The sequence below is a fragment of the Streptomyces varsoviensis genome (assembly GCF_000718635.1).
GTDB lineage: Bacteria > Actinomycetota > Actinomycetes > Streptomycetales > Streptomycetaceae > Streptomyces > Streptomyces varsoviensis.
In genome coordinates, this window is sequence record NZ_JOBF01000003.1 from 574,179 (window position 1) to 599,453 (window position 25,275).

A 25,275-nucleotide genomic window follows, 5' to 3' on the forward strand; every position below is an offset into this window, starting at 1 on the left:
CGCCGCACGGGCCTGCGGCGGCGGGCCGCGCCATGGGCGGCGTCACAGGCGCTTGACCCCCTTGAGCCGGCCCTGCTTGCCCTTCGCCGGCTTGCTGAGCAGCCCGCCGCGCTGGCCGCCGATGGCTGTGCTCTTGCCGACCTTGCCGAGCTTGCTGCCGCGGCTCGCGCCGTACGAGGTCAGCCAGGTGTTGTCGCCGCCGGCGGAGCCCGCGGAGGTGTCGCCGGCGAGCGGGTCGTATTCGGTGCGGCGGGCCAGGGCCATGATCACCGGCACGGTGAAGGGGGCCAGCAGCACGTCGTAGAGGGCGGCGGTGAGCAGCAGGCGGGTGATGCCGACGTGGCGGGCGGCGGAGTCGCCGACGAGGGAACCGACGCCCGCGTACAGCAGGGTGGAGCCGATGGCGGCGGCGAGGACGACGAGCAGCGGGCCGGCGGCCGAGCGGAGCCGTCCGTTGTCGGGTTTGACCAGTCCGGCGAGGTAGCCGATCAGGCAGAGCACGAGGGCGTAGCGGCCGGCGGCGTGGTCGGCGGGGGGCGCGAGGTCGGCGAGGAGCCCGGCGCCGAAGCCGATGAGGCAGCCGGCGACGTGCCCGTAGACGAGCGCGAGGCTGACGACGACGAGCAGCAGCAGGTCGGGGACGGCGCCGGGCAGATGGAGGCGGGCCAGGACGCAGACCTGGACCACGAGGGCGACGACGACCAGGAGCGTGGCGAGCAGGGTCCGGTTGAGGCGCATCGGTCAGCTCCTGGGGGTGGCGCCCGCGGTGGGTTTGGCGGTGACCGTCACCGTCGGCGTGGGCTTGGGGGTGGACTTCGGGGGCAGCACGGTGTCCCGCGGGTCCTCGCGCGGCGGCTGGACGACGACGCCGACGATGTCGAGCTTGGTGAAGCCGACGAACGGCCGGACCTGGAGGGTGCGGGTCAGGTCGCCGTGCGAGGGGTCGACGCGGACCACCTCGCCGACCGGGACGCCGGGGACGAAGGGCTTGTCCTTGCTGGAGCCGAAGGTGACGAGGCGGTCGCCCTTCTTCACGGGGGCCTTGCCGTTGAGGAGTTCGACCTTGAGGGCGCCCTCGCCCTGGCCGCCCGCGAAGCCGATCTCGCCGGTCTTCTCCATCCGGGTGCCGACCGTGAACTTGGGGTCGCCGGCGAGCAGCACGGTGGCGGTGGTGGGCGAGACGGTGGTGACGCGGCCGACGAGTCCGTCGCCGTTTATGACGGTCATGTCGCGCGCCAGGCCGTCGTCGGCGCCGGCGTCGATGGTGACGGTCCAGGAGAAGCCCTGGGCGGCTCCTATGGCGATGACCTGGGCGCCCTTGATGCCGTACTGGCCGGCGCCGGCGGTCTTGAGGAGCTTGTCGAGTTCGCGGGCGCGGCCTCGGTTGCGGTCGTCGCTGCCGAGCTTCTGCCGCAGGGCGGTGTTCTCGCGCTCCAGTTCGCTGATCCGGCTGTGCCGGCCGCCGGAGTCGCGGACGGCGGCGACGGCGTCGCCGACGGGGTCGACGGCGGCGGCGACGCCGCGTTCGACGGGGCCGAAGGCGGATGCGGCGGCCTGGCGCGCGCCGTCGAGCGGGGACTGCTCGCCGCCGCGGATGTCCATCGTGATCAGCGCGAACGCGATGGCGACCAGCAGCACCAGTAGCAGCCGGCTCTCTCGTGTGTCCCTCACGTGCGGCGGCGTGCCCTTCTCGTCGGGCCGGTCGGCTGCGGGCCCGGACCGGTCATCGGGAGCGTTAGGACCTGTCCTGGGGATCAGGGTCGATCAGGGGGCGCGGTGGCCCTGGTGCCTGTATATCAACGATCCGCCGCGCGGATGGTCGTCGACCGTGCCGGTGTGCCCCGCCTGGCCGGGTGCGGGCCCGGACGGGCGGGGGCCGTGCCGGCGGTCATCGGTCATCTGCGGGGCTGGGCGTCCAGCACCTGCTGGAGCGCCTCGAACTCCTCGACGCACTTGCCGGAGCCGAGGGCGACGGAGTCCAGCGGGTCCTCGGCGATGTGGATCGGCATGCCGGTCTCGCGGCGCAGCCGCTCGTCGAGGCCGCGGAGCAGGGCGCCGCCTCCGGTGAGGACGATGCCGCGGTCCATGACGTCGCCGGACAGCTCCGGGGGGCACTTGTCGAGGGTGGTCTTGACCGCGTCGACGATGGAGTTGACGGGCTCCTCGATGGCCTTGCGGACCTCGGCGGCGGAGATCACCACGGTCTTGGGGAGGCCGGAGACGAGGTCGCGGCCGCGGATCTCGGTGTGCTCGTCCTTGTCGAGGTCGTACGCCGAGCCGATGGTGATCTTGATGCTCTCGGCGGTGCGCTCGCCGAGGAGGAGGCTGTACTCCTTCTTGATGTGCTGGATGATCGCGTTGTCCAGCTCGTCGCCGGCGACGCGGATGGACTGCGCCGTGACGATTCCGCCGAGCGAGATGACGGCGACCTCGGTGGTGCCGCCGCCGATGTCGACGACCATGTTGCCGGTGGCCTCGTGGACGGGGAGGCCGGAGCCGATCGCGGCGGCCATCGGCTCCTCGATGATGTGCACCTGGCGGGCGCCGGCCTGGGTGGAGGCCTCGATGACGGCGCGGCGCTCGACGCCGGTGATGCCGGAGGGCACGCAGACCACGACGCGGGGGCGGGCCATCCACCGACGCTTGTGGATCTTGAGGATGAAGTAGCGGAGCATCCGCTCGGTGATCTCGAAGTCCGCGATCACGCCGTCCTTGAGCGGGCGCACGGCCACGATGTTGCCGGGGGTCCGGCCGATCATCTTCTTGGCCTCGGCGCCGACCGCCAGGATGCCGCCGGTGTTGGTGTTGATGGCGACGACCGACGGCTCGTTGAGGACGATGCCGCGGCCTCTGACGTACACCAGCGTGTTGGCGGTCCCGAGGTCGACAGCCATGTCACGGCCGATGAACGACATGTTGTTCCCCATGAGGATACGTCTGGCCTTCCCAGCTGGAGCGATGCTTACTTGAGGGCGGCAGGTTGTGGTGCGCCAGGGGGCGCGGGAGCTTCCATCGTAGTCTCGCGCGCTCGAACGCGGTGCGAGGGTTCCTCCGCCATTGTCAGCGGAATATGAGCCTGCCCCCGTAATGGGGACGCCGTGTCGGGGTGACGGGTTCCGCCGTTCGCCGCGGAAAGGACCCCTGGGCGACCGACGAGTATCGGTCGCCCCTGGTCAGAAAGGTGCGGAGCTGACTAGACGTCAGGCGGCGGCCGGAAAGAAAATCTTGATTTCGCGCTCCGCGGACTGCTCCGAGTCCGAGGCGTGGATCAAATTCTCCCGCGTGATGGTCCCGAAGTCGCCGCGGATCGAACCGCCCTGAGCCTTGATCGGGTCCGTCGGCCCGGCCAGCGTCCGCATCCCCTCGATGACCCGCTCGCCCTCGACGATCAGCGCCGCCACCGGGCCGGAGGACATGAAGGCCAGCAGCGGCTCGTAGAACTCGCGGCCCACGTGCTCGGCGTAGTGCTGCTCCAGGATCGCCCGGTCCAGGGTCCGCAGCTCCAGCGCGCGGATCGTCCAGCCCGCCTTGCGCTCGATACGGCCGATGATCTCGCCGACGAGCCCGCGCGCGACCGCGTCGGGCTTGAGGAGGACGAGGGTGCGCTGGCTCACGGGACGGGCTCCTTCGGTGCGTATGACAAGAGTGTTCCGAGGCTACAGGGGGAAGGAGCCCTGGTTTCACGCAGCGTCAGGCGAGGCCGCCGCGAAGCGGGCCTTCGCCGCGTCCACCTTCCGGCCGAAGTGGACCGACGCCCACCACAGCGCCCCGAAGGCCGCGCCCAGGATGAACATCATCGGCACCACGAACCCGCTGGCGACCAGCCCGATCTGGAGCAGCCAGCCGAGCTGTACGCCGCCGGGGCGGCTCAGCATCCCGCACAGCAGCACGCTGAGCACCATCGCGGTGCCGCTGACCGCCCAGACCGTGCCCGCCGAGAGGTCGCTCGTCTGCATGGCGACCAGCCCGGCGAAGCCGATCACGAAGAATTCACCGATCAGGGTGGACGCGCACAACGTACGCATGTCAGCCCCTCCCCAGCAGCATCCGCGCCTCGCCTACCGTGATCACGGAACCCGTCACCAGCACCCCGGCGCCGGAGAACTCGCCCTCCTCCTCGGCCAGGGTGATCGCCGCCTCCAGCGCGTCGTCCAGACGCGGCTCGACCTGCACCCGGTCCGGGCCGAACACCTCGACCGCGACGCCCGCCAGCTCGTCCGCGTCCATCGCGCGGTGGCTGGAGTTCCGCGTCACCACGACCTCGGTGAAAATCGGCTCGAAAGCCTCCAGCAGGCCCCGTACGTCCTTGCCCTCGCTCGCCCCGACGACCCCGATCAGCCGGCTGAAGCCGAACGCCTCGGTGACCGCCTCGGCCGCGGCCCGCGCGCCGCCCGGGTTGTGGGCCGCGTCCAGCACCACGGACGGGCTGCGCCGCACGACCTCCAGCCGGCCGGGCGAGACGACCGCGGCGAAGGCCGCCCGGATCACGTCGATGTCGAGCGTACGGGCGTGCTCCGAGCCGATCCCGAAGAACGCCTCCACGGCCGCGAGCGCCACCGCCGCGTTGTGCGCCTGGTGCGCCCCGTACAGCGGCAGGAAGATGTCCGGGTACTCGCCGCCGAGCCCGCGCAGCGTCAGGAGCTGCCCGCCGACCGCGACCTCGCGGGAGACCACGCCGAACTCCATGCCTTCGCGGGCCACCGTGGCGTCCACCTCGACGGCGCGCTTGAGCAGCACCTGGGCGGCGTCCACCGGCTGCTGGGCGAGCACGACCGTGGCGTCCTTCTTGACGATTCCGGCCTTCTCCCCGGCGATCTCGCCGGGCGTCGAGCCGAGCCGGTCGGTGTGGTCGAGGGAGATGGGGGTGACCACGGCGACCGACCCGTCGACGACGTTGGTCGCGTCCCAGGTGCCGCCCATGCCGACCTCGACGACGGCGACGTCCACCGGGGCGTCCGCGAACGCCGCGTACGCCATGGCGGTGAGCACCTCGAAGAAGGAGAGGCGGAAGCCCTGCCGGTCGTCGGTCATCTGGATGTACGGCTCGATGTCGCGGAACGTCTCCACGAACCGCTCGGGCGCGATCGGCGCGCCGTCCAGGCTGATCCGCTCGGTGACCGACTGGACGTGCGGGCTCGTGTAGCGGCCCGTACGCAGGTCGAAGCCGCCGAGCAGCGCCTCGATCATGCGGGCGGTGCTGGTCTTGCCGTTGGTGCCGGTGATGTGGATCGAGGGGTAGGCGCGCTGCGGCTGCCCCAGGATGTCCATCAGCGCCTCGATGCGCACCAGCGACGGGTCGAGTTTCGTCTCGCCCCAGCGGCCCGCCAGCTCCGCCTCCACCTCGCGCAGCGCCCGGTCCACCTCGGGGTCGGCCGGCCGGGCGGGCACGCCGTCGCCCTGCGGCGGCCCCGACTGGGCGCGCAGGGTCCGGCTGCCCGCCTCGATCACGGCCAGGTCGGGGTCGCGGCCGGTCTCCGCGGCCGTGATCTCGTCGAACTCATCGACCGGCCCGGTCTCACCGGCCGCGTCGAACGGGTCGGGCTCGTCGCTGGGGGCGTCGTCGTTTCGGGGGCGCTCACTCACGCCGCCCAGTCTACGGAGGAGGCGGTGGTGATAGCAGTCAGCCCAGGGCGGCGCGCATCATGGCCTTCGCCACGGGCGCGGCCTGGCCGTTGCCGGAGACCTCGGCCCGCTCCGCGTCGCTGGACTGGACCATGACGGCGACCGCGACCTGCTTGCCGTGGCCGTCCTGGGCGTACGAGACGAACCAGGCGTACGGCTTGCCGCTGTTGTCCACGCCGTGCTGCGCGGTGCCGGTCTTGCCGCCCACCGTCAGCCCGTCGATCTTCGCGTTGCTCCCGGTGCCCTTCTCCACGACCGTCCGCATCGCGGACTGGAGCTGGTGGGCGGTGTCCGCGGACATCACCCGGCCGTCCTTGTACGTACGGGGCTCGGTGATGTCCAGCGCGCCGGAGCTGCCGTCGGTGGTGCGGTCCACCACGTAGGGGGACATCAGTTTGCCGTCGTTCGCGATCGCGGAGGTGACCATCGCCATCTGGAGCGGCGTGGCGGTGACATCGAACTGGCCGAAGCCGGAGAGGCCGGTCTGGGCCGCGTTCATCCCCGAGGGGAAGACGCTCTGGTAGGCCCGCGTCGGAACGTCGATCTTCTTGTCGTTGAACCCGAACCTCTCCGCCTGCTCGCTCAGCCGGTGCTCGCCGAGGTGGACCGCGATGTTCGCGAAGACGGTGTTGCACGAGTACTGGAGGGCCTGGCGGAGGCTGGCGTTCTCGCAGGGGTCCGCGGCGCTCTCGTTGTGCACATAGGCGTGGGTGCCCGGCAGCAGATAGGGGTCGGGCGTCTTCGTCTTCTCGTCGATGGAGGAGTAGAGGCCGTTCTCCAGCGCCGCCGCGGCCACTACCAGCTTGAAGGTCGAGCCGGGGGCGAGCGGCTGGCGCAGCGCGCGGTTGACCATCGGCTGCGCGGGGTCCTTCTGGAGCTTCTCCCACGCCTTCTGATCGGCCGCGGACATCCCCGCGAACGTGCTCGGGTCGTACGAGGGGGTGCTGGCCATGCCGAGGATCTTGCCGGTGGCGGGGTCGAGGGCGACGGCGGCGCCGGTCTTGTCGCCCAGGGCCCGGTAGGCGGCCTTCTGCACGGCCGGGTCGATGGTGGTGATCACATCTCCGGGCTTCGGGGACTCGCGCAGCAGCGCCTGGCCGGGGTTCTTCAGCCGGGGGTCCGAGCCGTCGAGCACGGACTGGTCCAGGGCCTCCAGTTGGGTGGCGCCGTAGATCTGGGAGGAGTAGCCCGTCACCGGGGCGTAGAGCGGCCCGTCCCGGTAGGTGCGCTTGTACTTGAGGTCGCCGTCGGTGGCGGCGGAGCCGGTGACCGGGTCACCGCCGACGACGATGTCGCCGAGCGGATGCGCGTACTTGGCGATGGACAGCCGCTCGTTGTGCGGATTGTCGTCCAGGCTGCCCGCCCGGGCCGCCTGCACCCAGGTGACCCACACGAGCAGGCAGAAGACGAGGAACAGGGAGAACACGGCGGTGCGCCGCACTGGCTTGTTCATCGGATGGCGCAACTCCTTCACGTACGGACACCCTGAAAACTCCTATTCCGGGATCATTGGTTCCGCGCGTCCATGAGAGACGGGTGAGAAAGCGGAGGCGGGTGAGCGTCGTGGCGTCAGGGGACCGGGACCGGCTTCAGGCGGTCATGGAGGCCCTGCCGGAAGCGGCGGTCTTCCAGGGGCTCGGCAGCACGGTCGTCGCGGTCAACCAGCGGTTCGTCGACATATTCGGGCTGGCCGGGATCGACACCGCCCCCGGCGCCCCGCTGGCGCCCATCGTCGAGTCCGTGCTGGCCCAGTACGCCGACCCGCCGCACTGGACCGTGGGCGCCGCCGTGGCCAGTGGAGCCACCGGCACGTTCCGCGTGCACCGGTCCGCCGAGATCCCGCTCGCCGACGGCCGGACCATCCTGCGGACCGTCGAGCCGCTGCGGCTGCGCGGTCAGCTCCTCGGCTCCCTGTGGACCGCCCGGGACATCACCGAGCACAAGCGCGCCGAACGCGACCTGGAACGGGACAACCGGGCGCTCACCGAGCTGGCCCGGCGGCGCAACCAGTTCATGGCCTCCGCCTCGCACGAGCTGCGCACCCCGCTGTCCTCCATCATCAGCTTCTGCGAGCTGCTGACGGACCCGTCGGCCGGGAACCTCGGCGCCGACCAGCGGATGTTCCTGGACGCCATCCACCGCAACGCCGAGCGGATACGGGGCGTGATCAGCGACCTGCTGGCGGCCACCACCACCCGTTCGGCCCAGTTGGAGCTGGAGTACGGCGAGGTGCGCGTCGGCCGGATGCTGGAGCACGCCGTACGGGACCACATGCCCGCGGCGGCCGAGGCCGGGGTCTTCCTCACCCTGGACTGCGCGCCCGGGCCGCCGCTGCGCGGGGACGAGCACCGGCTCCAGCAGGTGGTGGGCAACCTCCTGGAGAACGCCGTGAAGTTCACCCCGCGCGGCGGAGATGTCGCGGTGAGCGCCGCGCCGCGCGAGGAGCACTGGGAGATCGAGGTCGCCGACACCGGCATCGGCGTCCCCGAGGGGTTCGAGGAGGAGATCTTCCAGGGCTTCGTACGGGCCCCCAACGCGCTCGACGACCGCTACCCCGGCACGGGGCTCGGCCTCGCGGTCAGCCGCGACACGGTCCAGTTGCACGGCGGGACCATCGGCGTGGCCTCCGCGGCGGCGGGCGAGGGCGCTTCGGGCCACGGCGCGGTCTTCCGCCTCCGGCTGCCGCTGCCGGCCTCCGACGCCGCCCGGGACCCGTCGTGACGCGCGTACTCGTCGTCGAGGACGACCCCGACCTCGCGCTCGCGCTGCGCGTGCTGCTCACCCGCTCCGGATACGAGGTGGTGCACGCCGGGGACGGGCGGGAGGGGCTGCGCCGGCTCTTCGCCGACCGGCCCGCGCTGATGGTGCTCGACATCAATCTGCCGCGGCTCGACGGCTGGCAGGTCCTGGAGCGCACCCGCGACATGGCCGACCTGCCCGTCCTGCTGCTCACGGCGCGCGGCGCGGAGTCGGACCGGGTGCGCGGGCTGCGGGCCGGGGCGGACGACTACCTGCCCAAGCCGTTCGGGAACGAGGAGTTCCTGGCGCGCGTCGAGGCGCTGCTGCGGCGGGCGGGACCGGCCCAGTGGGCGGTGGCCGACGGGGCGCCGGGGCTCCATCTGGTGCCCGAGCGGCGCTCGGCCCTCTGGCAGGGGCACGAGGTGCGGCTGAGCGGCATCGAGTACCGGCTGCTCCAGACCCTCGTCCGCAACCGGGGCCGGGTGGTGACCACCGAGCAGTTGCTGGCCCGGGTGTGGGGCGACCCGGAGGGGGTGGGCGCGGAGCGGGTGAAGTTCGCGGTGCTGCGGGTGCGCCGCAAGCTGCGGCAGGCCGCCGGGGACGAGGTCGCCGATCCGCTGGAGTCCGTACGCGGCATGGGGTACCGCTACCGGGCGCCCGAGGAGGCGGGGCCCGCCGGCCGGGAAGAGGAGGCGGGACCGACTGGCCGGGGCGGGGAGGCGGGGCCGACCGGCCGGGACGGGGAGGCGGGGCCGACCGGCTAGAGCCAGGGGGACGCTGGTCCCTGAGCCGCACGGGCCGAAAGTCCCCCATTCCCGCTTTTCGGACAACAGCAACCAAAGGACAACGGAACACCACCCGGACGGGCAACCGACGGACCGCACACTCGCGTGCTGTAGCCGCCTGCCAGCTCCTGGAGCCCCCGTGTCCCTCCCCGCGCCCGTCCCCGCCGCCGCCCCCGCGACCGCCGCCCTCCCCCCGCGCTCCGTCGCCGTCGTCCTCGGCACCCGCCCCGAGCTGGTAAAACTCACCGACCTCGTCCGTCTCCTCGGCCCCGCCGCGCACCTCGTGCACACCGGCCAGCACTACGACGACGAGCTCTCCGGCCGCTTCCTCACCGAGCTGGGCCTGCCCGAGCCGACCTATCTGACCGGCGTCGGCGGCCGCACCCGCGCCGGTCAGCTCTCCGCCGCCCTCGCCCAGCTCGACGAGGTCTTCGCCGAGCACCCCCCGCTCGCCGTCGTCGTGCAGGGCGACACCAACGCCGCCCTCTCCGGGGCGCTCGCCGCCAACGCCCACGGCATCCCGCTCCTGCACGTCGAGGCCGGGCTGCGCAGCCACGACCGCGCCATGCCCGAGGAGCACAACCGCGTCGTCATCGACCGCCTCGCCGACGTGCTGTGCGCGGCCACCGCCGAGAACCGCCGCAACCTGCTCGCCGAGGGCATCGCCGACCACCGGATCACCGTCACCGGCAACACCGTCGTCGAGGCCGTACGCGGCCAGCTCCCCTCCGCCGCCGACCGCGCCGACCTGCTCGTACGCCACGGGCTCGGCGCCGACGGCTACGTCCTCGCGACCGTCCACCGCCCCGAGAACACCGACTCCCCCGCCGCCCTGCGCGCCCTCCTCGCCGAGCTGGCCGCCCTCGCCGAGCGGACCCCCGTCGTGCTGCCGCTCCACCCCCGCACCCGCGCCCGTATCGCGGCCGCCGGCCTGGAGCACCTGCTCGCCGGGCTGACCGTGTGCCGCCCGCTGGGCTACGGCGAGTTCCTGGCCCTCGCCCGGCACGCCGCGCTGCTGGTCTCCGACTCGGGCGGCATCCAGGAGGAGTGCACCGTCCTCGGCCGCCCGCTGATCGTGGTGCGCCGCTCCACCGAGCGGCCCGAGGCCATGGCCGACTTCGCCGACCTCGTCGAGCCCGGCCCGCGCCTCGGCGTCCTCGCCCGCCGCCGCCTCGCCGAGGGCCCGTACGGGCTGCGCCGGCTGGCCGCGCTGCCCAGCCCGTTCGGCGACGGCCGCGCCTCCGAACGGATCGCGGCGCTGCTCGCCGAGATCGCCGCGGCCGCCGAGCCCGCCGAGACCGCCAGGCCCGCCGCGTCCGCCGAGGCCACGACCACCGCGGCCGAACCGCCCGCCGCCCCGCTCACCACCGCGGCCTGACCCGGGGACCCGCCCCGGAGACCACCCCTGGAGACCGCCCCCGTGCCGACCCACACCCTGCTGCTCTGCTTCCCCTTCCTCCTGCTCCTGTGCTTCCTGCTGTACTGGGCGGGCGCGCGCTACTCCTACCTGCGCAGGCCCGCCGCCGAGAGCGGTGACGCCACCGCCTTCGACTGGCACTTCTTCGTCCCCTGCCGGGACGAGGAGACCGTCGTCGGCACCACCGTCGCCCGGCTCCGCGCCGACTTCCCGCGGGCGCACGTATGGGTCATCGACGACGACAGCGACGACGCCACCGGCGCGATCGTCGAGGAGGCCGCCGCCGAGGACGCCCGCGTCCACCTCGTACGGCGCCGCCGCCCCGACGCCCGCAAGGGCAAGGGCGCGGCCCTCAACGCCGCCTACGACGAGCTGAACCTCTACCTCTCCGACATCGCGGGCCCGCCCCGCGACCGCGTCGTGGTGTGCGTCGTCGACGCCGACGGCCGGCTCGACCCGCGCGCCCTCGACCGCGTCAGCGGCCCGTCCGGCCTCGGCGACCCCGAGATCGGCGGCGTGCAGGTCAGCGTCCGGATGCGGAACGTCGAGGAGCGGCAGCCGCTGCCCGGCCGCGGCCGGGCCCGCAACGCCGCCGCCCGGCTGCTGGTGCGCATGCAGGACATGGAGTTCTCCGTCTCCAACGCGGGCATGCAGTTGCTGCGCACCCGCACCGGCTCCGTCGGCCTCGGCGGAAACGGCCAGTTCACCCGGTTGACCGCGCTCGACCGGATCGCCCAGGCCGAGCGCCGGCCCTGGCAGCGCGGCGCGCTGCTGGAGGACTATGAACTGGGCCTGCACATGATCCTGGGCGGCTACCGCGTCACCCACATCGCCGCGACCTGGGTCTCCCAGGAAGGGCTGCCGCTCGCCCGCCGCCACCTCACCCAGCGCACCCGCTGGGCCCAGGGCAACCTCCAGTGCGTGCGCTACGCGCCGCGCATCGTCTCCTCCCGGCACTACGGCGGCCGGGGCGTGCTGGAGACGCTCTACACCTTCTTCCAGCCGGTGGCCCACCTCGCCACCCTGGTGCTCAGCGCCGTGTTGCTCGCCCACCTCGGCCTCGCCGCCGCGGACGACGGCGCGGGTACGGTCCTGGGCCGCGTCCTCGCGCTCTGGCCGCTCCTGATCGGGCTGGCCGCGGTCTCCGTCCTCCCCTTCGTCCTGTGGGGCCCCGTCTACCGCCGGGACCGCGCGCCGGGCCGCTCCCTGCTGGTCTCCCTGGTATGGGGGCTGGCTCTGTGGCTGTACGCGTACCATCTCTTCCCCGCGTCCGCGCGGGCCTTCGTCCGTATGCTCCGCGGCCGCAACGGCTGGGCGAAGACCCGCCGCAACGCGGAACGGACGCTCGCGGGCGGCCCGGTGGCCGTGGAGAGCTGAGAGGCTGTATCCCCGCCGAGTGCCACCGGTCGGAAGCCGGGGCGGCTGGCCCCCCGGGCAACCTATGAGCCGGCTGTGGCATCTTCTACGGCGGGCTTTGCGCCGGGAGAAGCCGCCGGCGGGGATACAGGAGTTGAGCGTGCCGGCAATCAGTCAGCGGATGCACTTGATGCTGCTCACCGGGTGGGCCGCCCTGTGGTTCGCCGTCGTGGAGCCGAACGGCGGCTTCTCCTGGCACTATCTGCGAGCCGGCGGCGAGCTGATCTACCAGGGCGCGTCCGGCGGCGGCGACGGCGGGCTCAATCTGTACGCGCACCACCCCGAGCTCCAGATGGGGCCCATCAGCTTCCTGGTGGCCGGGCTGTTCAACCCGTTCTCCGAGCACACCGGGCAGTTCCTCGCCGCGCTCGTCATGTCGGTGCTCGGCCTGGTGATCGTGGTGCTCGCCGGGCGCAGCGCCGCCACGTACTTCCTGGGGACCGGCACCAACCACCAGCGGCTGCGCCAGCGCGTGCTGATCGCCGGGCTCGCCTTCATCCCCATGTGGATCGAGGTCTCGGTCCGCTTCGGCCACCTCGACGACGTGCTCGCGCTGTTCTTCACCGCGCTCGCCGTACGGTCCATCACCCGCGGCAACGCGGTGGCCACCGGCGTCTTCCTGGCCCTGGCCATGGACTCGAAACCGACCGCCCTGGCGTTCCTGCCGCTGCTCCTGGCGCTGCCGAAGGGGCAGTGGCTGAAGGCCGGCGTGTGGTGCGCGGGCCTGGTGGCGGTGGCCTGGCTGCCGTTCTTCGTCGTCGACCCGCACTCCTTCGCCGCCGCCAAGTTCGCCATCCCCAACCATCCCGCGTCCGCCCTGCGGTGGCTCGGCGTCGGCGACCCCGAGACCCCCGGCTGGGACCGCCCCGCCCAGGCCGCCCTCGGCCTGGTCCTCGGCTCCATAGCGGTCTGGCGCGGCCGCTGGGCGGCGGTCGTGCTCCTCGGCGCCAACGCTCGGATCGTCCTCGATCCGAGCGTCTACACCTACTACACGGCGTCCGTGCTCCTCGGCACGCTCCTCTGGGATGTCGTCGGCCAGCGCCGCCTCGTCCCCTGGTGGAGCTGGCTGGCCCTGATCACCCTGTACGGCAGCGTCTTCGTCGTCCACGACGACTCCACCAAGGGTCTGATCCGGCTCGCCTTCGTGGCCGTCTCCACCGCCTACGTCCTCCTCTGGCCCGTCCGCGAACGCCAACGTCAGCGCCCCGGCCGCCGCCTCCACTTCCCCCGCCAGAACGAGGGCCCCGCCGAAGCCGCCTGGAAAGCTGGCCTGACCCCCGACCACCCCCACCCCAACCACCGCGACTGACCCACCCGCCGAGCCAAGGACAGAAAAACAGCCCGCGGCAGCTCGAACGAGCTGCCGCGGGCGATGCCCCGGATAAGACGTTCCCGACGGAGCCGGGACAGGCGAGCCCCCCGCAGGGGGCCGGTGGCGTCAGGGCTTCGGGAGGCCCGCGAGCTGGGCGGAGATTCGCTCGATGTCGGCTTCCGCCTTGGCGAGGCGGGTGCGGATCTTCTCGACGACCTGGTCGGGGGCCTTGGACAGGAACGCCTCGTTGCCGAGCTTGCCCGTGGCCTGGGCCTTTTCCTTCTCGGCGGCCGCGAGGTCCTTCGTCAGCCGCTTGCGCTCGGCCTCGACGTCGATCGTGCCGGACAGGTCCAGGGCCACGCGGGCGCCCGCGACCGGGAGCGAGGCGGTGGCGGTGAAGCCCTCGCCGGCGGGCTGGAGGCGCAGCAGCGAGCGCATCGCGGCCTCGTGCGCGACCAGCGCCGTGCCGGCCAGCTCCAACTGGGCCGGGACCTTCTGACCCGGCTGGAGGCCCTGGTCGGAGCGGAACCGCCGGACCTCCGTGACGACCTGCTGGACGAGTTCGATCTCGCGCTCGGCCGCCGGGTCCCGGAAGCCGGAGTCGGCCGGCCAGTCGGCGACGACGACGGACTCGCGCCCGGTCAGCGCGGTCCACAGCGCCTCGGTGACGAACGGCACGATCGGGTGCAGCAGCCGCAGCGTGACGTCCAGCACCTCGCCCAGGACGCGCCGCGAGACCTCGGCGGCCGGGCCGCCGGCCTGGAAGGTGGTCTTGGACATCTCGACGTACCAGTCGAAGACCTCGTCCCACGCGAAGTGGAAGAGGGAGTCCGAGACCTTCGCGAACTGGTAGTCGTCGTAGGAGGCGTCCACCTCGGCGACGACCGTGCCCAGCCGGGAGAGGATCCACCGGTCCGGCGCCGACAGCTCCTCGGCCGGCGGCAGGTCGCCCTCGACGGTGGCGCCGTTCATGAGCGCGAAGCGCGTGGCGTTCCAGATCTTGTTGGCGAAGTTGCGGGACCCCTGGACCCAGTCCTCGCCGATCGGCACGTCCGTGCCGGGGTTGGCGCCGCGGGCCAGCGTGTAGCGGACGGCGTCGGACCCGTACTCGTCCATCCAGTCGAGCGGGTTGACCGCGTTCCCGAAGGACTTCGACATCTTCTTGCCGCGCTCGTCGCGGACCATGCCGTGCAGCACGATCGTACGGAACGGCGGCGTGCCGTCCATCGCGTACAGCCCGAACATCATCATCCGCACGACCCAGAAGAACAGGATGTCGTAGCCGGTGACCAGGACGGAGTTCGGATAGAACTTCTCGACGCTCTCGGTCTTCTCGGGCCACCCGAGCGTGGAGAACGGCCACAGCCCGGAGGAGAACCAGGTGTCCAGGACGTCCGTCTCCTGGTGCCAGCCCTCGCCGGACGGCGGCTCCTCGCCGGGGCCGACGCACACCATCTCGCCGTTCGGCCCGTACCAGACCGGGATGCGGTGGCCCCACCAGAGCTGCCGGGAGATGCACCAGTCGTGGAGGTTGTCGACCCAGCCGAAGTAGCGGGACTCCATCTCCTGGGGGTGGATCGTCACCTCGCCGTCGCGGACGGCCTTGCCGGCGGCCTCGGCGAGCGGGCCGACCTTGACCCACCACTGCATGGACAGCCGCGGCTCGATCGTCGTCTTGCAGCGCGAGCAGTGGCCCACCGAGTGGGTGTACGGGCGCTTCTCGGCGACGATCCGGCCCTCGGCGCGCAGCGCGCCGACGATGGCGCTGCGGGCCTCGAAGCGGTCCAGGCCCTCGAAGGGCCCGGCGGCGGTGATCACGCCGCGCTCGTCGAGGACGGCGAGGTTCGGCAGGCCGTGCCGGCGGCCGATCTCGAAGTCGTTGGGGTCGTGGGCCGGGGTGACCTTGACGGCGCCCGTGCCGAACTCCGGGTCGACGTGCTCGTCGGCGACGATCGGGATGCGGCGGCCGGTGAGCGGCAGCTCGATCTCCGTGCCGACCAGGTGGCGGTAGCGGTCGTCGTCGGGGTGGACGGCGACGGCGGTGTCGCCGAGCATCGTCTCGGCGCGGGTCGTCGCTACGACGATGGCGTTCTCGCCCTCGCCGTAGCGGATGGAGACCAGCTCGCCGTCGTCGTCCTGGTACTCGACCTCGATGTCGGAGATCGCGGTGAGGCAGCGCGGGCACCAGTTGATGATGCGCTCGGCGCGGTAGATCAGCTCGTCGTCGTAGAGCCGCTTGAAGATGGTCTGGACGGCCTGGGACAGCCCCTCGTCCATGGTGAAGCGCTCGCGCTGCCAGGCGACGCCGTCGCCGAGCCGGCGCATCTGGCCGGAGATCTGGCCGCCGGACTCGTCCTTCCACTGCCACACGCGCTCGACGAACGCCTCGCGCCCGAGGTCGTGCCGGGACTTGCCCTCCTTGGCCAGCTCGCGCTCCACGACGTTCTGCGTGGCGATGCCGGCGTGGTCCATGCCGGGCTGCCACAGCGTCTCGAAGCCCTGCATGCGCTTGCGCCGGGTGAGGGCGTCGATCAGCGTGTGCTCGAAGGCGTGGCCGAGGTGGAGGGAGCCGGTGACGTTGGGCGGCGGGATCACGACCGTGTACGGCGGCTTGTCGCTCTTCGCGTCCGCCTCGAAGTAACCGCGTTCTACCCAGCGCTCGTACAGCTTCCCCTCTACCTCGGCCGGCGCGTACTGGGTCGGCAGTTCAGGGGTGCTGTTCGGCCCGCTGTCGGGGCGCTGCTGAGTGTTATCGGTCACGGGTCGATTCTACGGGCCGCCGGTATGCCGTTACGAACCCGTTTCCGCCCCGAGGTAAAGCCCGCGTAAGCCGTCGGGGAGGATGAGGTTCATCTGTCGTGTGCAAGAAGTGAGAAGAACGATGAGTGAGAACCAGCCGAATCCGTCCGCCCAGCCGGACGCCGAGCAGCGGCCCACGGGCGGCGGGAAGGGCAGGACGGCCGCTCTGGTGGCCGGAGCGGTCGTCGTGGTCGCGGCGATCGTCGGGGGCATCGTTCTGCTGAGCGGGGGCGACGGCGAGGCCGAGTCCTCCGCGAGCGCTACGGCGGACAGCGGAAAGAAGTCCGAAGAAAAGGACAAGAAGGATAAGAAGGACGGGAAGGACGAGAAGGAGGCCGCGGAGTACACGGGCAAGCGGTACCGGCTGACGGCGCCGGAGACGATGGTCGGCGACCTCAAGAAGGAGTCGGGCAGCGACGCCGCACCCACGGCCGGGTTCCTGTCGGCCTTCGAGAAGCTGGGCGTGGCGAAGGCGCAGGGCGTCGGCGCCACCTACCAGGGCGGCAAGAACCTCGGGAGCAAGTGGCTCAAGTTCACCGGTCTGTACGGGGAGGTCTCGGACCCCGAGAAGACGGTGGACCGCTACTTCGCCTACCGGGCGTCCTCGGCCGCCAAGAGCGTCGCCTCGGGCCAGAGCCTGAAGGAGGAGATGTCCGGCGGCCCGACCCGCCTCTCCCCCGCCGGCCTCGACGACGACACCGTCCTGAAGTGCCAGAACGTCACGTACACGTCCGACAAGGACATCGCGGCGGGGCGCAAGGGCACGATCATGCCGAACTGCGTCTGGGCCGACCACAGCACCGTGGGCCTCCTGGTCCACTCGCACACGGCGTCCATGCTCGGCGAGGTGCCGCTCGACACCTTCGGCGAGCTCAGCGCCAAGGTCCGCGCCGAAACCCGCGCCGAGATCAAATAACCACCTGCGTCAATCCATACGGGGAATCAGATGAGCTTCAACCAGCCGCCACCGCAGCAGCCCGGTCCGTACGGCGGTGGGCAGCCCAATCCGTACGGGGGCGGCCAGCAGCCCCCTCAGCAGCCGAACCCCTACGCGCAGCAGCCCGGTTACGGCTACCCGCCGCAGGACGGCACCCCGCCGCCTCCCCCGCAGCAGCAGCCCGCGTACGGACAGCAGCCGCCGCCTCCCCCGCCGTACGGCGGGCCCCAGCAGCCCCATCCGTACGGACAGCCGCCCCAGCCCCCGTACGGGCAGCCGGGCATGCCCGGTCCCTACCAGCAGCCTCCGGGCGGCGGCAAGAACAAGGGGAAGGCGATAGCCCTCGCCGTCGGCGCGGTCGTCGTGGTGGCGGCCATCGTCGGCGGCATCGTCCTGCTGAACGGCGGCGACGACAAGGGTGACAAGGGCGGCGGCGAGGCGAAGGGCAAGGACAAGGGCAGCAGCTCCGCCAGCCCCGGGACCGGCTCGGCTTCCGACTCCGGCTCCGGCTCGGGCTCCAAGGGACTCGGCTCGGACCCGGGCAAGAAGTACAAACTGACGACCCCGGTGACGGTCGCCGGCGGCTATCAGCGCGACGGCGCCGGCAAGGACGAGAGCGACATGTCGCCGAGTCAGCGCGCCGAGCAGAAGAACCGGATTCCCGGGGTGACCGAGAGCCACCCGGTGGCCGCCGAGTACCAGCGCGGCACCACGGACAAGGTGTCCTTCAACGGCCAGTACGGGAGCATCAGCGACCCGGAGGCCGCCGTCGACTTCACCTTCTCCCTGGAGGAGAAGAACACCAAGGACTCCGTCAAGCTCAAGTTCACGCCGAAGGGCAGCCCCGAGAAGTTCACCCCGAACGGCGCCGACGATGCTGTCATGAAGTGCCAGGCGTACGAACTCAGCAAGAGCGGAAGCGTGAAGAGGGTGACGCTGCCGATCTGCGTGTGGGCGGACTCCAGCACGATCGGCGAGGTCATCCTGGCCGACCAGGTGAGCGGCCTGAGCGGAGGCAAGCCGCTCGCCGAGGTCGCCGAACTCGCCGCCAAGATCCGCACCGACGCCCGCGTCGAGATCAACTAAGCCGTCGTCACCAGCCCCGAGGGGGAATCAGATGAGCTTCAACCAGCCGCCGCCACAGCAGCCCGGTCCGTACGGGGGTGGTCAGCCCAATCCGTACGGGGGCGGCCAGCAGCCCCCTCAGCAGCCCAACCCCTACGCGCAGCCGCCGCAGCAGCCGCAGGGGCAGCCCGGCTACGGCTACCCGCCGCAGCAGCCGGGGCCCTACGGCCAGCCGCCGCAGCAGGGGCCGTACGGGCAGCAGCCCCCCTTCGGCCAGCAGCCCCCGTACGGCCAGGCCCCTTACGGTCAGGCCCCGTACGGCCAGCCGCAGTACGGGCAGCCGCCGTTCCCGCCGCCCCCGCCGGCGCGCAACAAGAACAAACTGATCGCCATGGTGGCGATCGGCGCCGTGGTGGTCATCGGCGGCGGTGTGGCCGCGGCCGTCCTGCTGGGCGGCGGTGACAGCGGGGGCGGTCAGGCGATGAAGCTCGTCACGCCGCAGACGCTGGACGGCGGCACGTACACGCTGAACGCCGACACCGAGCGGCTCAAGGCCCAGGGCAAGAGCGTGCAGGGCAGCATGCCGAAGGGCGCCACCTCCGTCCTCGGCCAGTACCAGCGTGCCGACAGCCCGCAGTCCCTCCTGTCGTTCTCCGGCGCGTACGGCAGCATCGGCGACCCCGCGAAGGTCAAGGACGGCATGTTCAAGGGCTTCGAGCGCGGGGCCATGGGCGCGAACGTGACGCAGAAGCGGCAGAAGTTCACGCCGGACGGCTCGGGCGGCCCGACCATCGAGTGCGAGGTCGTCAAGCTTTCGGGCCTCTACGCCCCGGCCTGCGTATGGGCGGAGAAGTCGGACGCGGCGATGGTCCTGGCGGTCGACCAGAAGAGCCTCAGCGAGGACTCCGTGGACATCAACGCGTTCGCGAAGACCGTCGCGAGCATCTACAAGGACACCCGCAAGCCCGCCTGACGGGACGCCGACAGCGAAGGGGCGCCCGGTCCGTCGCGGACCGGGCGCCCCTTTCGGCTGGGGTGCGGCGAGCGGCGCTACGCGCTCTTCTCGTGGCGCTCGTCCTTGCCGATCATGCGCGGCTCGCGGGGCACCAGCGTGGGGTTCACATTGGAGTGCACGACCTCTTCGGTGATGACGACGCGGGCCACGTCCTTGCGGGACGGCACCTCGTACATCACGGACTGGAGGACCTCCTCCATGATGGCGCGCAGCCCGCGCGCGCCGGTGCCGCGCAGGATCGCCTGGTCGGCGATGGCCTCCAGGGCGGGGCGGTCGAACTCCAGCTCCACGCCGTCGAGTTCGAAAAGCCGTTGGTACTGCTTGATGAGGGCGTTACGCGGCTCGACGAGAATCTGCAGCAGCGCCTCGCGGTCCAGGTTGTGCACGGAGGTGATGACCGGCAGCCGGCCGATGAACTCCGGGATCATCCCGAACTTCACCAGGTCCTCCGGCATGACCTCCTGGAACTGGTCGCTGGCCTCGATCTCGCGCTTCGAGCGGATGGTGGCGCCGAAGCCGATGCCCTTGGCGCCCGCCCGCGACTCGATGATCTTCTCCAGGCCGGCGAACGCGCCGCCCACGATGAAGAGCACGTTCGTCGTGTCGATCTGGATGAATTCCTGGTGCGGGTGCTTGCGGCCGCCCTGCGGCGGAACGGAGGCGGTGGTGCCCTCCAGGATCTTCAGCAGGGCCTGCTGGACGCCCTCGCCGGAGACATCGCGGGTGATCGACGGGTTCTCGCTCTTGCGGGCGACCTTGTCGATCTCGTCGATGTAGATGATGCCGGTCTCGGCCTTCTTGACGTCGTAGTCGGCGGCCTGGATCAGCTTGAGCAGGATGTTCTCGACGTCCTCGCCGACATAGCCGGCCTCCGTGAGCGCGGTCGCGTCGGCGATCGCGAACGGGACGTTGAGCATCCGGGCCAGCGTCTGTGCGAGCAGGGTCTTGCCGGAGCCGGTGGGGCCGAGCAGCAGGATGTTGGACTTGGACAGCTCGATGCCGTCGTCCCGGTTGCCCGCGTTCTCGCCCGCCTGCACCCGCTTGTAGTGGTTGTAGACCGCGACTGACAGTGCCTTCTTCGCCGGCTCCTGACCGACGACGTAACCTTCGAGGAACTCGTAGATCTCGCGCGGTTTGGGGAGCTCCTCCCACCGCACCTCGGAGGTCTCAGCGAGCTCTTCCTCGATGATCTCGTTGCAGAGGTCGATGCACTCGTCGCAGATGTACACACCAGGACCCGCGATGAGCTTCTTCACCTGCTTCTGGCTCTTTCCGCAGAACGAGCACTTGAGCAGGTCGCCGCCGTCACCAATGCGTGCCACGAGGTGCTTCCCCTTCGCCTGGGATCCGCCCTGTTCTGCGGACCCGGGTGCTTGCCTATCGACGGTACCTTGCCGGGCCCCCCGTGCGGGCCCCCCTTGGACCGACTCGGTCCAAGGGGGATACCAGCGGCACAGCGATCAAACGGAAACGGAACTCTTCCGGGTCGAAACGATCTGGTCGACCAGACCGTACGCGAGGGACTCCTCGGCCGTGAGGATCTTGTCGCGCTCGATGTCGTCGCGGATCTTCTCGATCGGCGTGGTCGAGTGCTTGGCCAGCAGATCTTCGAGCTGCGAACGCATCCGCAGGATCTCGTTGGCCGCGATCTCCAGGTCGGAGACCTGGCCGCGGCCGGTCTCGCTGTACGGCTGGTGGATCAGGATACGGGCGTTGGGCAGCGCCATCCGCTTGCCCGGCGTGCCCGCGGCGAGCAGCACGGCCGCGGCGGACGCCGCCTGGCCCATGCAGACCGTCTGGATGTCCGGCTTCACGAACTGCATCGTGTCGTAGATGGCGGTCAGCGCGGTGAACGAGCCGCCGGGCGAGTTGATGTAGATCGAGATGTCGCGGTCCGGGTCCATCGACTCCAGGCACAGGAGCTGGGCCATGACGTCGTTGGCGGAGGCGTCGTCGATCTGGACGCCGAGGAAGATCACCCGCTCCTCGAAGAGCTTGGCGTACGGGTCGTACTCGCGCACGCCCTGCGAGGTGCGCTCCACGAAGCGCGGAACGATATAGCGGGACTCCGCCGCGGGGCCGGTGTAGAGGCCGCTGCCGGGGTTGCTGTTCATCTGCGTGTTCACCATCCTGGTGGCGTTCGGTGGGCTGGAGGTCGACTGCGAGGCGTCCTGGGCTCAGGCCCCGGTGCCGCCCCCGCCCGGAATGTTCGCCGCGGCCTGGTAGACGCCGTCGATCAGGCCGTACTCCTTGGCCTCCTCGGCGGAGAACCAGCGGTCACGGTCGGAGTCGCGCGTGACCTGCTCGACGGTCTGGCCGGTGTGCAGGGCGGTGAGCTCCGCCATCCGCCTCTTGGTGTGCAGCAGCCGCTCGGCGTGGATCTTGATGTCCGAGGCGGAGCCCGCGAGGCCCGCCGAGGGCTGGTGGATCAGGATCTCGGCGTTGGGCAGCGCGAACCGCTTGCCCGGGGTGCCGGCGCTCAGCAGGAACTGGCCCATCGAAGCGGCGAGGCCCATCGCGATGGTGACCACGTCGTTCTTGATGTACTGCATGGTGTCGTAGATCGCCATGCCGGCCGAGATCGAGCCGCCCGGGCTGTTGATGTACAGGAAGATGTCCTTGTCCGGGTCCGCGGCAAGGAGGAGAAGCTGCGCCGTGATCTTGTTGGCGATGTCGTCGTCGACCGGCTGGCCGAGGAAGATGATCCGTTCCCCGAGCAGTCGGTTGTAGACCTGGTCGCCGAGGCCACCGAAGCTCGGCTCGCCGGCGGCGGCGGAAGGCATCAGATTCGTCACGTATCCACCTGCTCGTTGTTCGACGGCCGCGTGCCGTCTCAGCGTCTCTATCTTCTCGGGCGGGGGTCGGGCCGGCCGCTCGATGCTCCGCGCCGCGCTTCCGTGGACTCCCCTGCCCGCGTATCTACGGACCCTAACGCGCTGGTCGGCGGCGGCCATCCCGCATCAGGAACTGTTCGCTCTGAGCGCAGGTTCCAGGGCCCCCAAGGCCCCCACCGCACACCGCTCCGCAGGGGCCCCTATACGTACGGGCCCGAACGCGCGAACACGTCCGGACCCGTACGTACGAGCTGTGGGGCCAGCGGGGCTCAGCCCTCGGACTTGGCGCCCTCGGACTTCGCCTCGGCGGCGTCCTCGGAGCCCTCGGCGTCCTCGACCGTCTCCGTGGCGGCCTCGACCGTCTCGGCGGTCTCGTCCTCATCGTCGAGGTCGACGGTCTCGCCGTTGCTGTCCTTGACCGTGGCGGCCTCGACGACGACCGCGAGGGCCTTGCCGCGGGCGACCTCGCCGACGAGCATCGGCACCTGGCCGCCCTCGACGACGGCCTGGGCGAACTGGTCGGGGCTCATGCCGGAGGACTGCGCACGGCGCATGAGGTGCTCGGTGAGCTCCTCCTGGCCGACCGACAGCTTCTCCTTGTTGACCAGCTCGTCCAGGATGAACTGGGTCTTGATGCCCTTCTCGGCCTGCTCCTTGGTCTCGGCGTCGAACTCTTCCTCGGTCTTGCCCTGGATCTCCAGGTACTTGGCGAGGTCGAGGCCCATCTGGCCGAGCTGGTGGTTCACGAGGTTGTGCTTGCGGGTCTCGATCTCGTCCGCGAGCAGCTTCTCGGGGATCGGCACCTCGGCGAGGCCGAGCAGCTCGTCGAGGACCTTCTCCTGGGCCTGGGTGGCCTGGTCGTACTTCTTCATCTGCTCAAGGCGCTTGCGGCTGTCGGCGCGCAGCTCCTCCAGCGTGTCGAACTCGCTCGCGAGCTGGGCGAAGTCGTCGTCGAGCGCGGGCAGTTCGCGGGACTTGACGGCGGTGACGTCGACCTTGACCTCGGCCTCCTTGCCCTCGGCGCTGCCGCCCTTGAGCTCGGAGGTGAAGGTCGCGGAGCCGCCGGCCTCCAGGCCCGTGACGGCCTCGTCGATGCCGTCGAGGAGCTGGCCGGAGCCGATGGTGTAGTCGACGCCCTGCGCGACGCCGTCCTCCAGCACCTCGCCGTCGACCTTGGCCTCCAGGTCGACCACGACGATGTCGCCCTCGGCGGCGGCGCGCTCGACCGGGGTGGTCGTGGCGAAGCGCTCGCGGAGCTGCTCGACCGACTTGTCGACGTCCTCGTCCGACACCTCGACGGCGTCGACGGTGACCTCGATGCCCGAGTAGTCCGGGATCTCGATGGCCGGGCGGATGTCGACCTCGGCGGTGAAGGCCAGCAGCTCGCCGTCCTTCAGCTCGGTGATGTCGACCTCGGGCTGGCCGAGGGGGTTCAGCTCACCCTCGTTGACCGCCTCGGTGTAGAACTTCGGGAGGGCGTCGTTGACGGCCTCCTCCAGCACCGCACCCCGGCCGAACCGCTGGTCGATGACGCGGGCCGGGATCTTGCCCTGACGGAAGCCCTTCACCGTGACCTGCTGGTTGATCTTCTTGTACGCCGCGTCGAGGCTGTCCTTGAGCTCCTCGAAGGGCACCTCGACAGTGAGCCGAACCCGAGTCGGGTTCAGGGTCTCCACGGCGCTCTTCACGGTTCGGTCTCCTTGGGGCTGACTTCTGGGGTTCTGCTGAGGTTCAGCGAGTCTGCTGGGTTCAGCTCATCGCGCCCGGGATAGAGACACACGGACGCGCAGCTTGCATAGTAACCGCAAGCGCCTGGGCGCCCATAATGTGATCTTGCTGGTCGGGGTGGCCGGATTCGAACCGACGACCTTCCGCTCCCAAAGCGGACGCGCTACCAAGCTGCGCCACACCCCGTCGGTGCGACACGTAGGGTACATGCCCGCGGGGGTGCCGGATGCCGCTTATTCGTGCGGGGTCCGCGGGTGAGTCGCCCCGTGCGCGGGGGTGTGTGCGCGGCGGGCCCCGGACCCGCTACGATGCACTGCGTGCCGCACGGTCCGACGCGACCGGCCTCCCCGGAGGGTTTCGGCGGCGCTCGCGGGCGTAGCTCAATGGTAGAGCCCCAGTCTTCCAAACTGGCTACGCGGGTTCGATTCCCGTCGCCCGCTCCATTCGATGACCGGCCCGGTCCGCGACGCTTTCGCGGGCCGGGCCGAAGTCTTTTATACAGACGGCCTTACGGAGCGGGTTACGGGCGGGGCGGCGGGTTTACGCGCGGGCTTTTCGGCAACGAGAAAAGGGCGGGGCGGCGCGTCGCGGCCGGGCGGCGTGCACTCTCCGGGGTCTGTGACGCGGCTGACTAGGGTGGTCGTATGGAGATCTGGCTCAATCCCGCGTGCTCGAAGTGCCGTTCGGCGGTGCGGCTGCTCGACGAGGAAGGCGCGGATTACACCGTGCGCCGCTACCTGGAGGACCCGCCGAGCGCGGCGGAGCTGCGGGAGGTGCTGAAGCGGCTCGGGCTGGAGCCGTGGGAGATCACGCGCACGCAGGAGGCGGCCGCGAAGGAGCTGGGGCTCGCGGGCTGGCCGCGCGAGGCCGGGGAGCGGGAGCGGTGGATCGAGGCGCTGGCCGCGCATCCGAAGCTGATCCAGCGGCCGATCATCACCGCGGACGACGGCAGCGCGGCCGTGGCGCGGGACCCGGAGACCGTACGGGATGTGCTCTCCCGGCGGTCGTGAGGGCGGCGGGGCGGCAGGTCAGAACTTGATCCCGTTGACGGTCTCGGCGATGGAGTTGAGGAACCTCTGTATCGACGGCGCCATGCCCGTCGAGGCGAGGAAGAAGCCGAAGAGCATCGCGACGATCGCCGGCCCGGCCTTGAGGGAGCCCCCACGCATGAGCACTACCAGGACAATTGCCAACAGAAGCACCACAGATAGCGAAATGGCCACAACTGATCACACCCTCGGTCGGAATCCGTCACGCCGGCCCGGGAGACATACTGCCCCGCACAGCCCCCGCGGCAACCATGGTGCCACCAACTTGCCTGCCGTTGGAGACGGGTGACGGAAGGTCGGCCATCCGCGTGTCGCGGCTCCGGATGGCGCGAACCCATGGGCCGTATGGGCGCCGGCCCATGGGGCGGGTTTCGGCCGACCTGGCGCATTGCCTCAGATCGGCCTGATCATTTCGCTCCGCGAACCATGACGTTCTCGAACACAGCGGGATATTCCTGATACCGAACAAGCTGATCTTTTGCCCCTTTTGGGGAGGACGGGCCGCGCCGAAGGCGCCGGGACGGACGAGATCCGGCCGCCGTGCGGGGAATTGATGA

Annotated in this window: 22 protein-coding genes and 2 tRNA genes; 10 read left to right on the forward strand and 14 right to left on the reverse strand. The window is 71.0% G+C overall.

All coding sequences use genetic code 11. The features are described 5' to 3' along the window. Positions 1-42: 42 nt before the first annotated feature. The 7 genes from mreD to IF55_RS07025 form a co-directional block, all read right to left on the reverse strand. On the reverse strand, positions 43-738 hold the full coding sequence (gene mreD, locus IF55_RS06995) for a rod shape-determining protein MreD (protein ID WP_030890131.1): 696 nt from the start codon (positions 736-738) through the stop codon (positions 43-45). Positions 739-741: 3 nt separating this feature from the next. Further along, entirely contained in the window at positions 742-1,671 is a 930-nt protein-coding gene (gene mreC, locus IF55_RS07000) for a rod shape-determining protein MreC (RefSeq protein ID WP_030890128.1), read from the reverse strand. Between the two features lie 224 nt (positions 1,672-1,895). Beyond that, positions 1,896-2,915 carry a rod shape-determining protein gene (locus IF55_RS07005; RefSeq protein ID WP_030890125.1) on the reverse strand — a complete coding sequence of 340 codons (1,020 nt, stop codon included), beginning with the start codon at positions 2,913-2,915 and terminating at the stop codon, positions 1,896-1,898. Positions 2,916-3,200: 285 nt separating this feature from the next. Then, positions 3,201-3,614, reverse strand: coding sequence for a nucleoside-diphosphate kinase (gene ndk / locus IF55_RS07010; RefSeq protein ID WP_030890122.1), 414 nt, complete (start codon positions 3,612-3,614; stop codon positions 3,201-3,203). A 66-nt stretch (positions 3,615-3,680) separates the two neighbouring features. Further along, positions 3,681-4,025, reverse strand: coding sequence for a DUF4233 domain-containing protein (locus IF55_RS07015; RefSeq protein WP_030890119.1), 345 nt, complete (start codon positions 4,023-4,025; stop codon positions 3,681-3,683). Between the two features lies 1 nt (position 4,026). Next, positions 4,027-5,583 carry a bifunctional tetrahydrofolate synthase/dihydrofolate synthase gene (gene folC, locus IF55_RS07020; protein ID WP_030890116.1) on the reverse strand — a complete coding sequence of 519 codons (1,557 nt, stop codon included), beginning with the start codon at positions 5,581-5,583 and terminating at the stop codon, positions 4,027-4,029. Between the two features lie 37 nt (positions 5,584-5,620). Beyond that, positions 5,621-7,075 carry a peptidoglycan D,D-transpeptidase FtsI family protein gene (locus IF55_RS07025; RefSeq protein ID WP_030890113.1) on the reverse strand — a complete coding sequence of 485 codons (1,455 nt, stop codon included), beginning with the start codon at positions 7,073-7,075 and terminating at the stop codon, positions 5,621-5,623. Positions 7,076-7,176: 101 nt separating this feature from the next. On the opposite strand from IF55_RS07025, the gene IF55_RS07030 reads away from it, so the two are divergent. The 5 genes from IF55_RS07030 (at position 7,177) to IF55_RS07050 (ending at position 13,288) form a co-directional block, all read left to right on the forward strand. Continuing rightward, positions 7,177-8,343: a PAS domain-containing sensor histidine kinase gene (locus IF55_RS07030; RefSeq protein ID WP_030890109.1), complete on the forward strand. Its 1,167-nt coding sequence runs from the start codon at positions 7,177-7,179 to the stop codon at positions 8,341-8,343. Further along, a complete protein-coding gene (locus IF55_RS07035) occupies positions 8,340-9,125 on the forward strand; it encodes a response regulator transcription factor (protein WP_078643774.1) in 786 nt (261 codons plus the stop codon). The genes IF55_RS07030 and IF55_RS07035 overlap by 4 nt, the downstream gene beginning before the upstream one ends. 160 nt (positions 9,126-9,285) lie before the next feature. Further along, positions 9,286-10,524, forward strand: a complete 1,239-nt coding sequence (gene wecB, locus IF55_RS07040) for a non-hydrolyzing UDP-N-acetylglucosamine 2-epimerase (RefSeq protein WP_048831615.1) — start codon at positions 9,286-9,288, stop codon at positions 10,522-10,524. Between the two features lie 42 nt (positions 10,525-10,566). Further along, entirely contained in the window at positions 10,567-11,940 is a 1,374-nt protein-coding gene (locus IF55_RS07045; RefSeq protein ID WP_030890100.1) for an XrtP-associated glycosyltransferase, read from the forward strand. Between the two features lie 139 nt (positions 11,941-12,079). Then, positions 12,080-13,288: a hypothetical protein gene (locus tag IF55_RS07050; protein ID WP_398242695.1), complete on the forward strand. Its 1,209-nt coding sequence runs from the start codon at positions 12,080-12,082 to the stop codon at positions 13,286-13,288. 129 nt (positions 13,289-13,417) lie between these two features. Here the strand turns inward: IF55_RS07050 and IF55_RS07055 are convergent, their stop codons facing one another. Further along, positions 13,418-16,051, reverse strand: coding sequence for a valine--tRNA ligase (locus tag IF55_RS07055; protein ID WP_030890095.1), 2,634 nt, complete (start codon positions 16,049-16,051; stop codon positions 13,418-13,420). A 121-nt stretch (positions 16,052-16,172) separates the two neighbouring features. Here IF55_RS07055 and IF55_RS07060 point away from each other — a divergent pair, with 121 nt between their 5' ends. The 3 genes from IF55_RS07060 to IF55_RS07070 are packed head-to-tail and all read left to right on the forward strand — an operon-like array spanning position 16,173 to position 19,065. Beyond that, positions 16,173-17,006, forward strand: coding sequence for a hypothetical protein (locus IF55_RS07060; RefSeq protein ID WP_030890092.1), 834 nt, complete (start codon positions 16,173-16,175; stop codon positions 17,004-17,006). Positions 17,007-17,036: 30 nt separating this feature from the next. Next, positions 17,037-18,113, forward strand: a complete 1,077-nt coding sequence (locus IF55_RS07065; RefSeq protein ID WP_030890091.1) for a hypothetical protein — start codon at positions 17,037-17,039, stop codon at positions 18,111-18,113. 31 nt (positions 18,114-18,144) lie between these two features. Beyond that, positions 18,145-19,065 (forward strand): hypothetical protein, encoded by a 921-nt coding sequence (locus IF55_RS07070; RefSeq protein ID WP_030890088.1) that lies wholly within the window; start codon positions 18,145-18,147, stop codon positions 19,063-19,065. Between the two features lie 77 nt (positions 19,066-19,142). Here the strand turns inward: IF55_RS07070 and clpX are convergent, their stop codons facing one another. The 5 genes from clpX to IF55_RS07095 all read right to left on the reverse strand — a co-directional run bounded on the left by clpX (position 19,143) and on the right by IF55_RS07095 (position 23,855). Beyond that, complete coding sequence (gene clpX / locus IF55_RS07075; protein ID WP_030890085.1) at positions 19,143-20,429, reverse strand: ATP-dependent Clp protease ATP-binding subunit ClpX; 1,287 nt, start codon at positions 20,427-20,429, stop codon at positions 19,143-19,145. Positions 20,430-20,567: 138 nt separating this feature from the next. Further along, the gene (locus tag IF55_RS07080; protein ID WP_030890083.1) at positions 20,568-21,236 is read right to left on the reverse strand and encodes an ATP-dependent Clp protease proteolytic subunit; all 669 of its coding nucleotides are present in this window, start codon (positions 21,234-21,236) and stop codon (positions 20,568-20,570) included. 48 nt (positions 21,237-21,284) lie between these two features. Continuing rightward, complete coding sequence (locus IF55_RS07085) at positions 21,285-21,902, reverse strand: ATP-dependent Clp protease proteolytic subunit (protein ID WP_030890081.1); 618 nt, start codon at positions 21,900-21,902, stop codon at positions 21,285-21,287. Between the two features lie 308 nt (positions 21,903-22,210). Then, complete coding sequence (gene tig / locus IF55_RS07090; protein ID WP_030890079.1) at positions 22,211-23,629, reverse strand: trigger factor; 1,419 nt, start codon at positions 23,627-23,629, stop codon at positions 22,211-22,213. A 149-nt stretch (positions 23,630-23,778) separates the two neighbouring features. Next, positions 23,779-23,855, reverse strand: a tRNA-Pro gene (locus tag IF55_RS07095). A gap of 183 nt (positions 23,856-24,038) precedes the next feature. On the opposite strand from IF55_RS07095, the gene IF55_RS07100 reads away from it, so the two are divergent. Both IF55_RS07100 and IF55_RS07105 read left to right on the forward strand, forming a co-directional pair. Beyond that, positions 24,039-24,112, forward strand: a tRNA-Gly gene (locus tag IF55_RS07100). A gap of 201 nt (positions 24,113-24,313) precedes the next feature. Further along, entirely contained in the window at positions 24,314-24,679 is a 366-nt protein-coding gene (locus tag IF55_RS07105; RefSeq protein ID WP_030890076.1) for an arsenate reductase family protein, read from the forward strand. Between the two features lie 18 nt (positions 24,680-24,697). Here the strand turns inward: IF55_RS07105 and IF55_RS07110 are convergent, their stop codons facing one another. Continuing rightward, complete coding sequence (locus tag IF55_RS07110; protein ID WP_030890073.1) at positions 24,698-24,892, reverse strand: hypothetical protein; 195 nt, start codon at positions 24,890-24,892, stop codon at positions 24,698-24,700. Between the last annotated feature and the right edge of the window lie 383 nt (positions 24,893-25,275).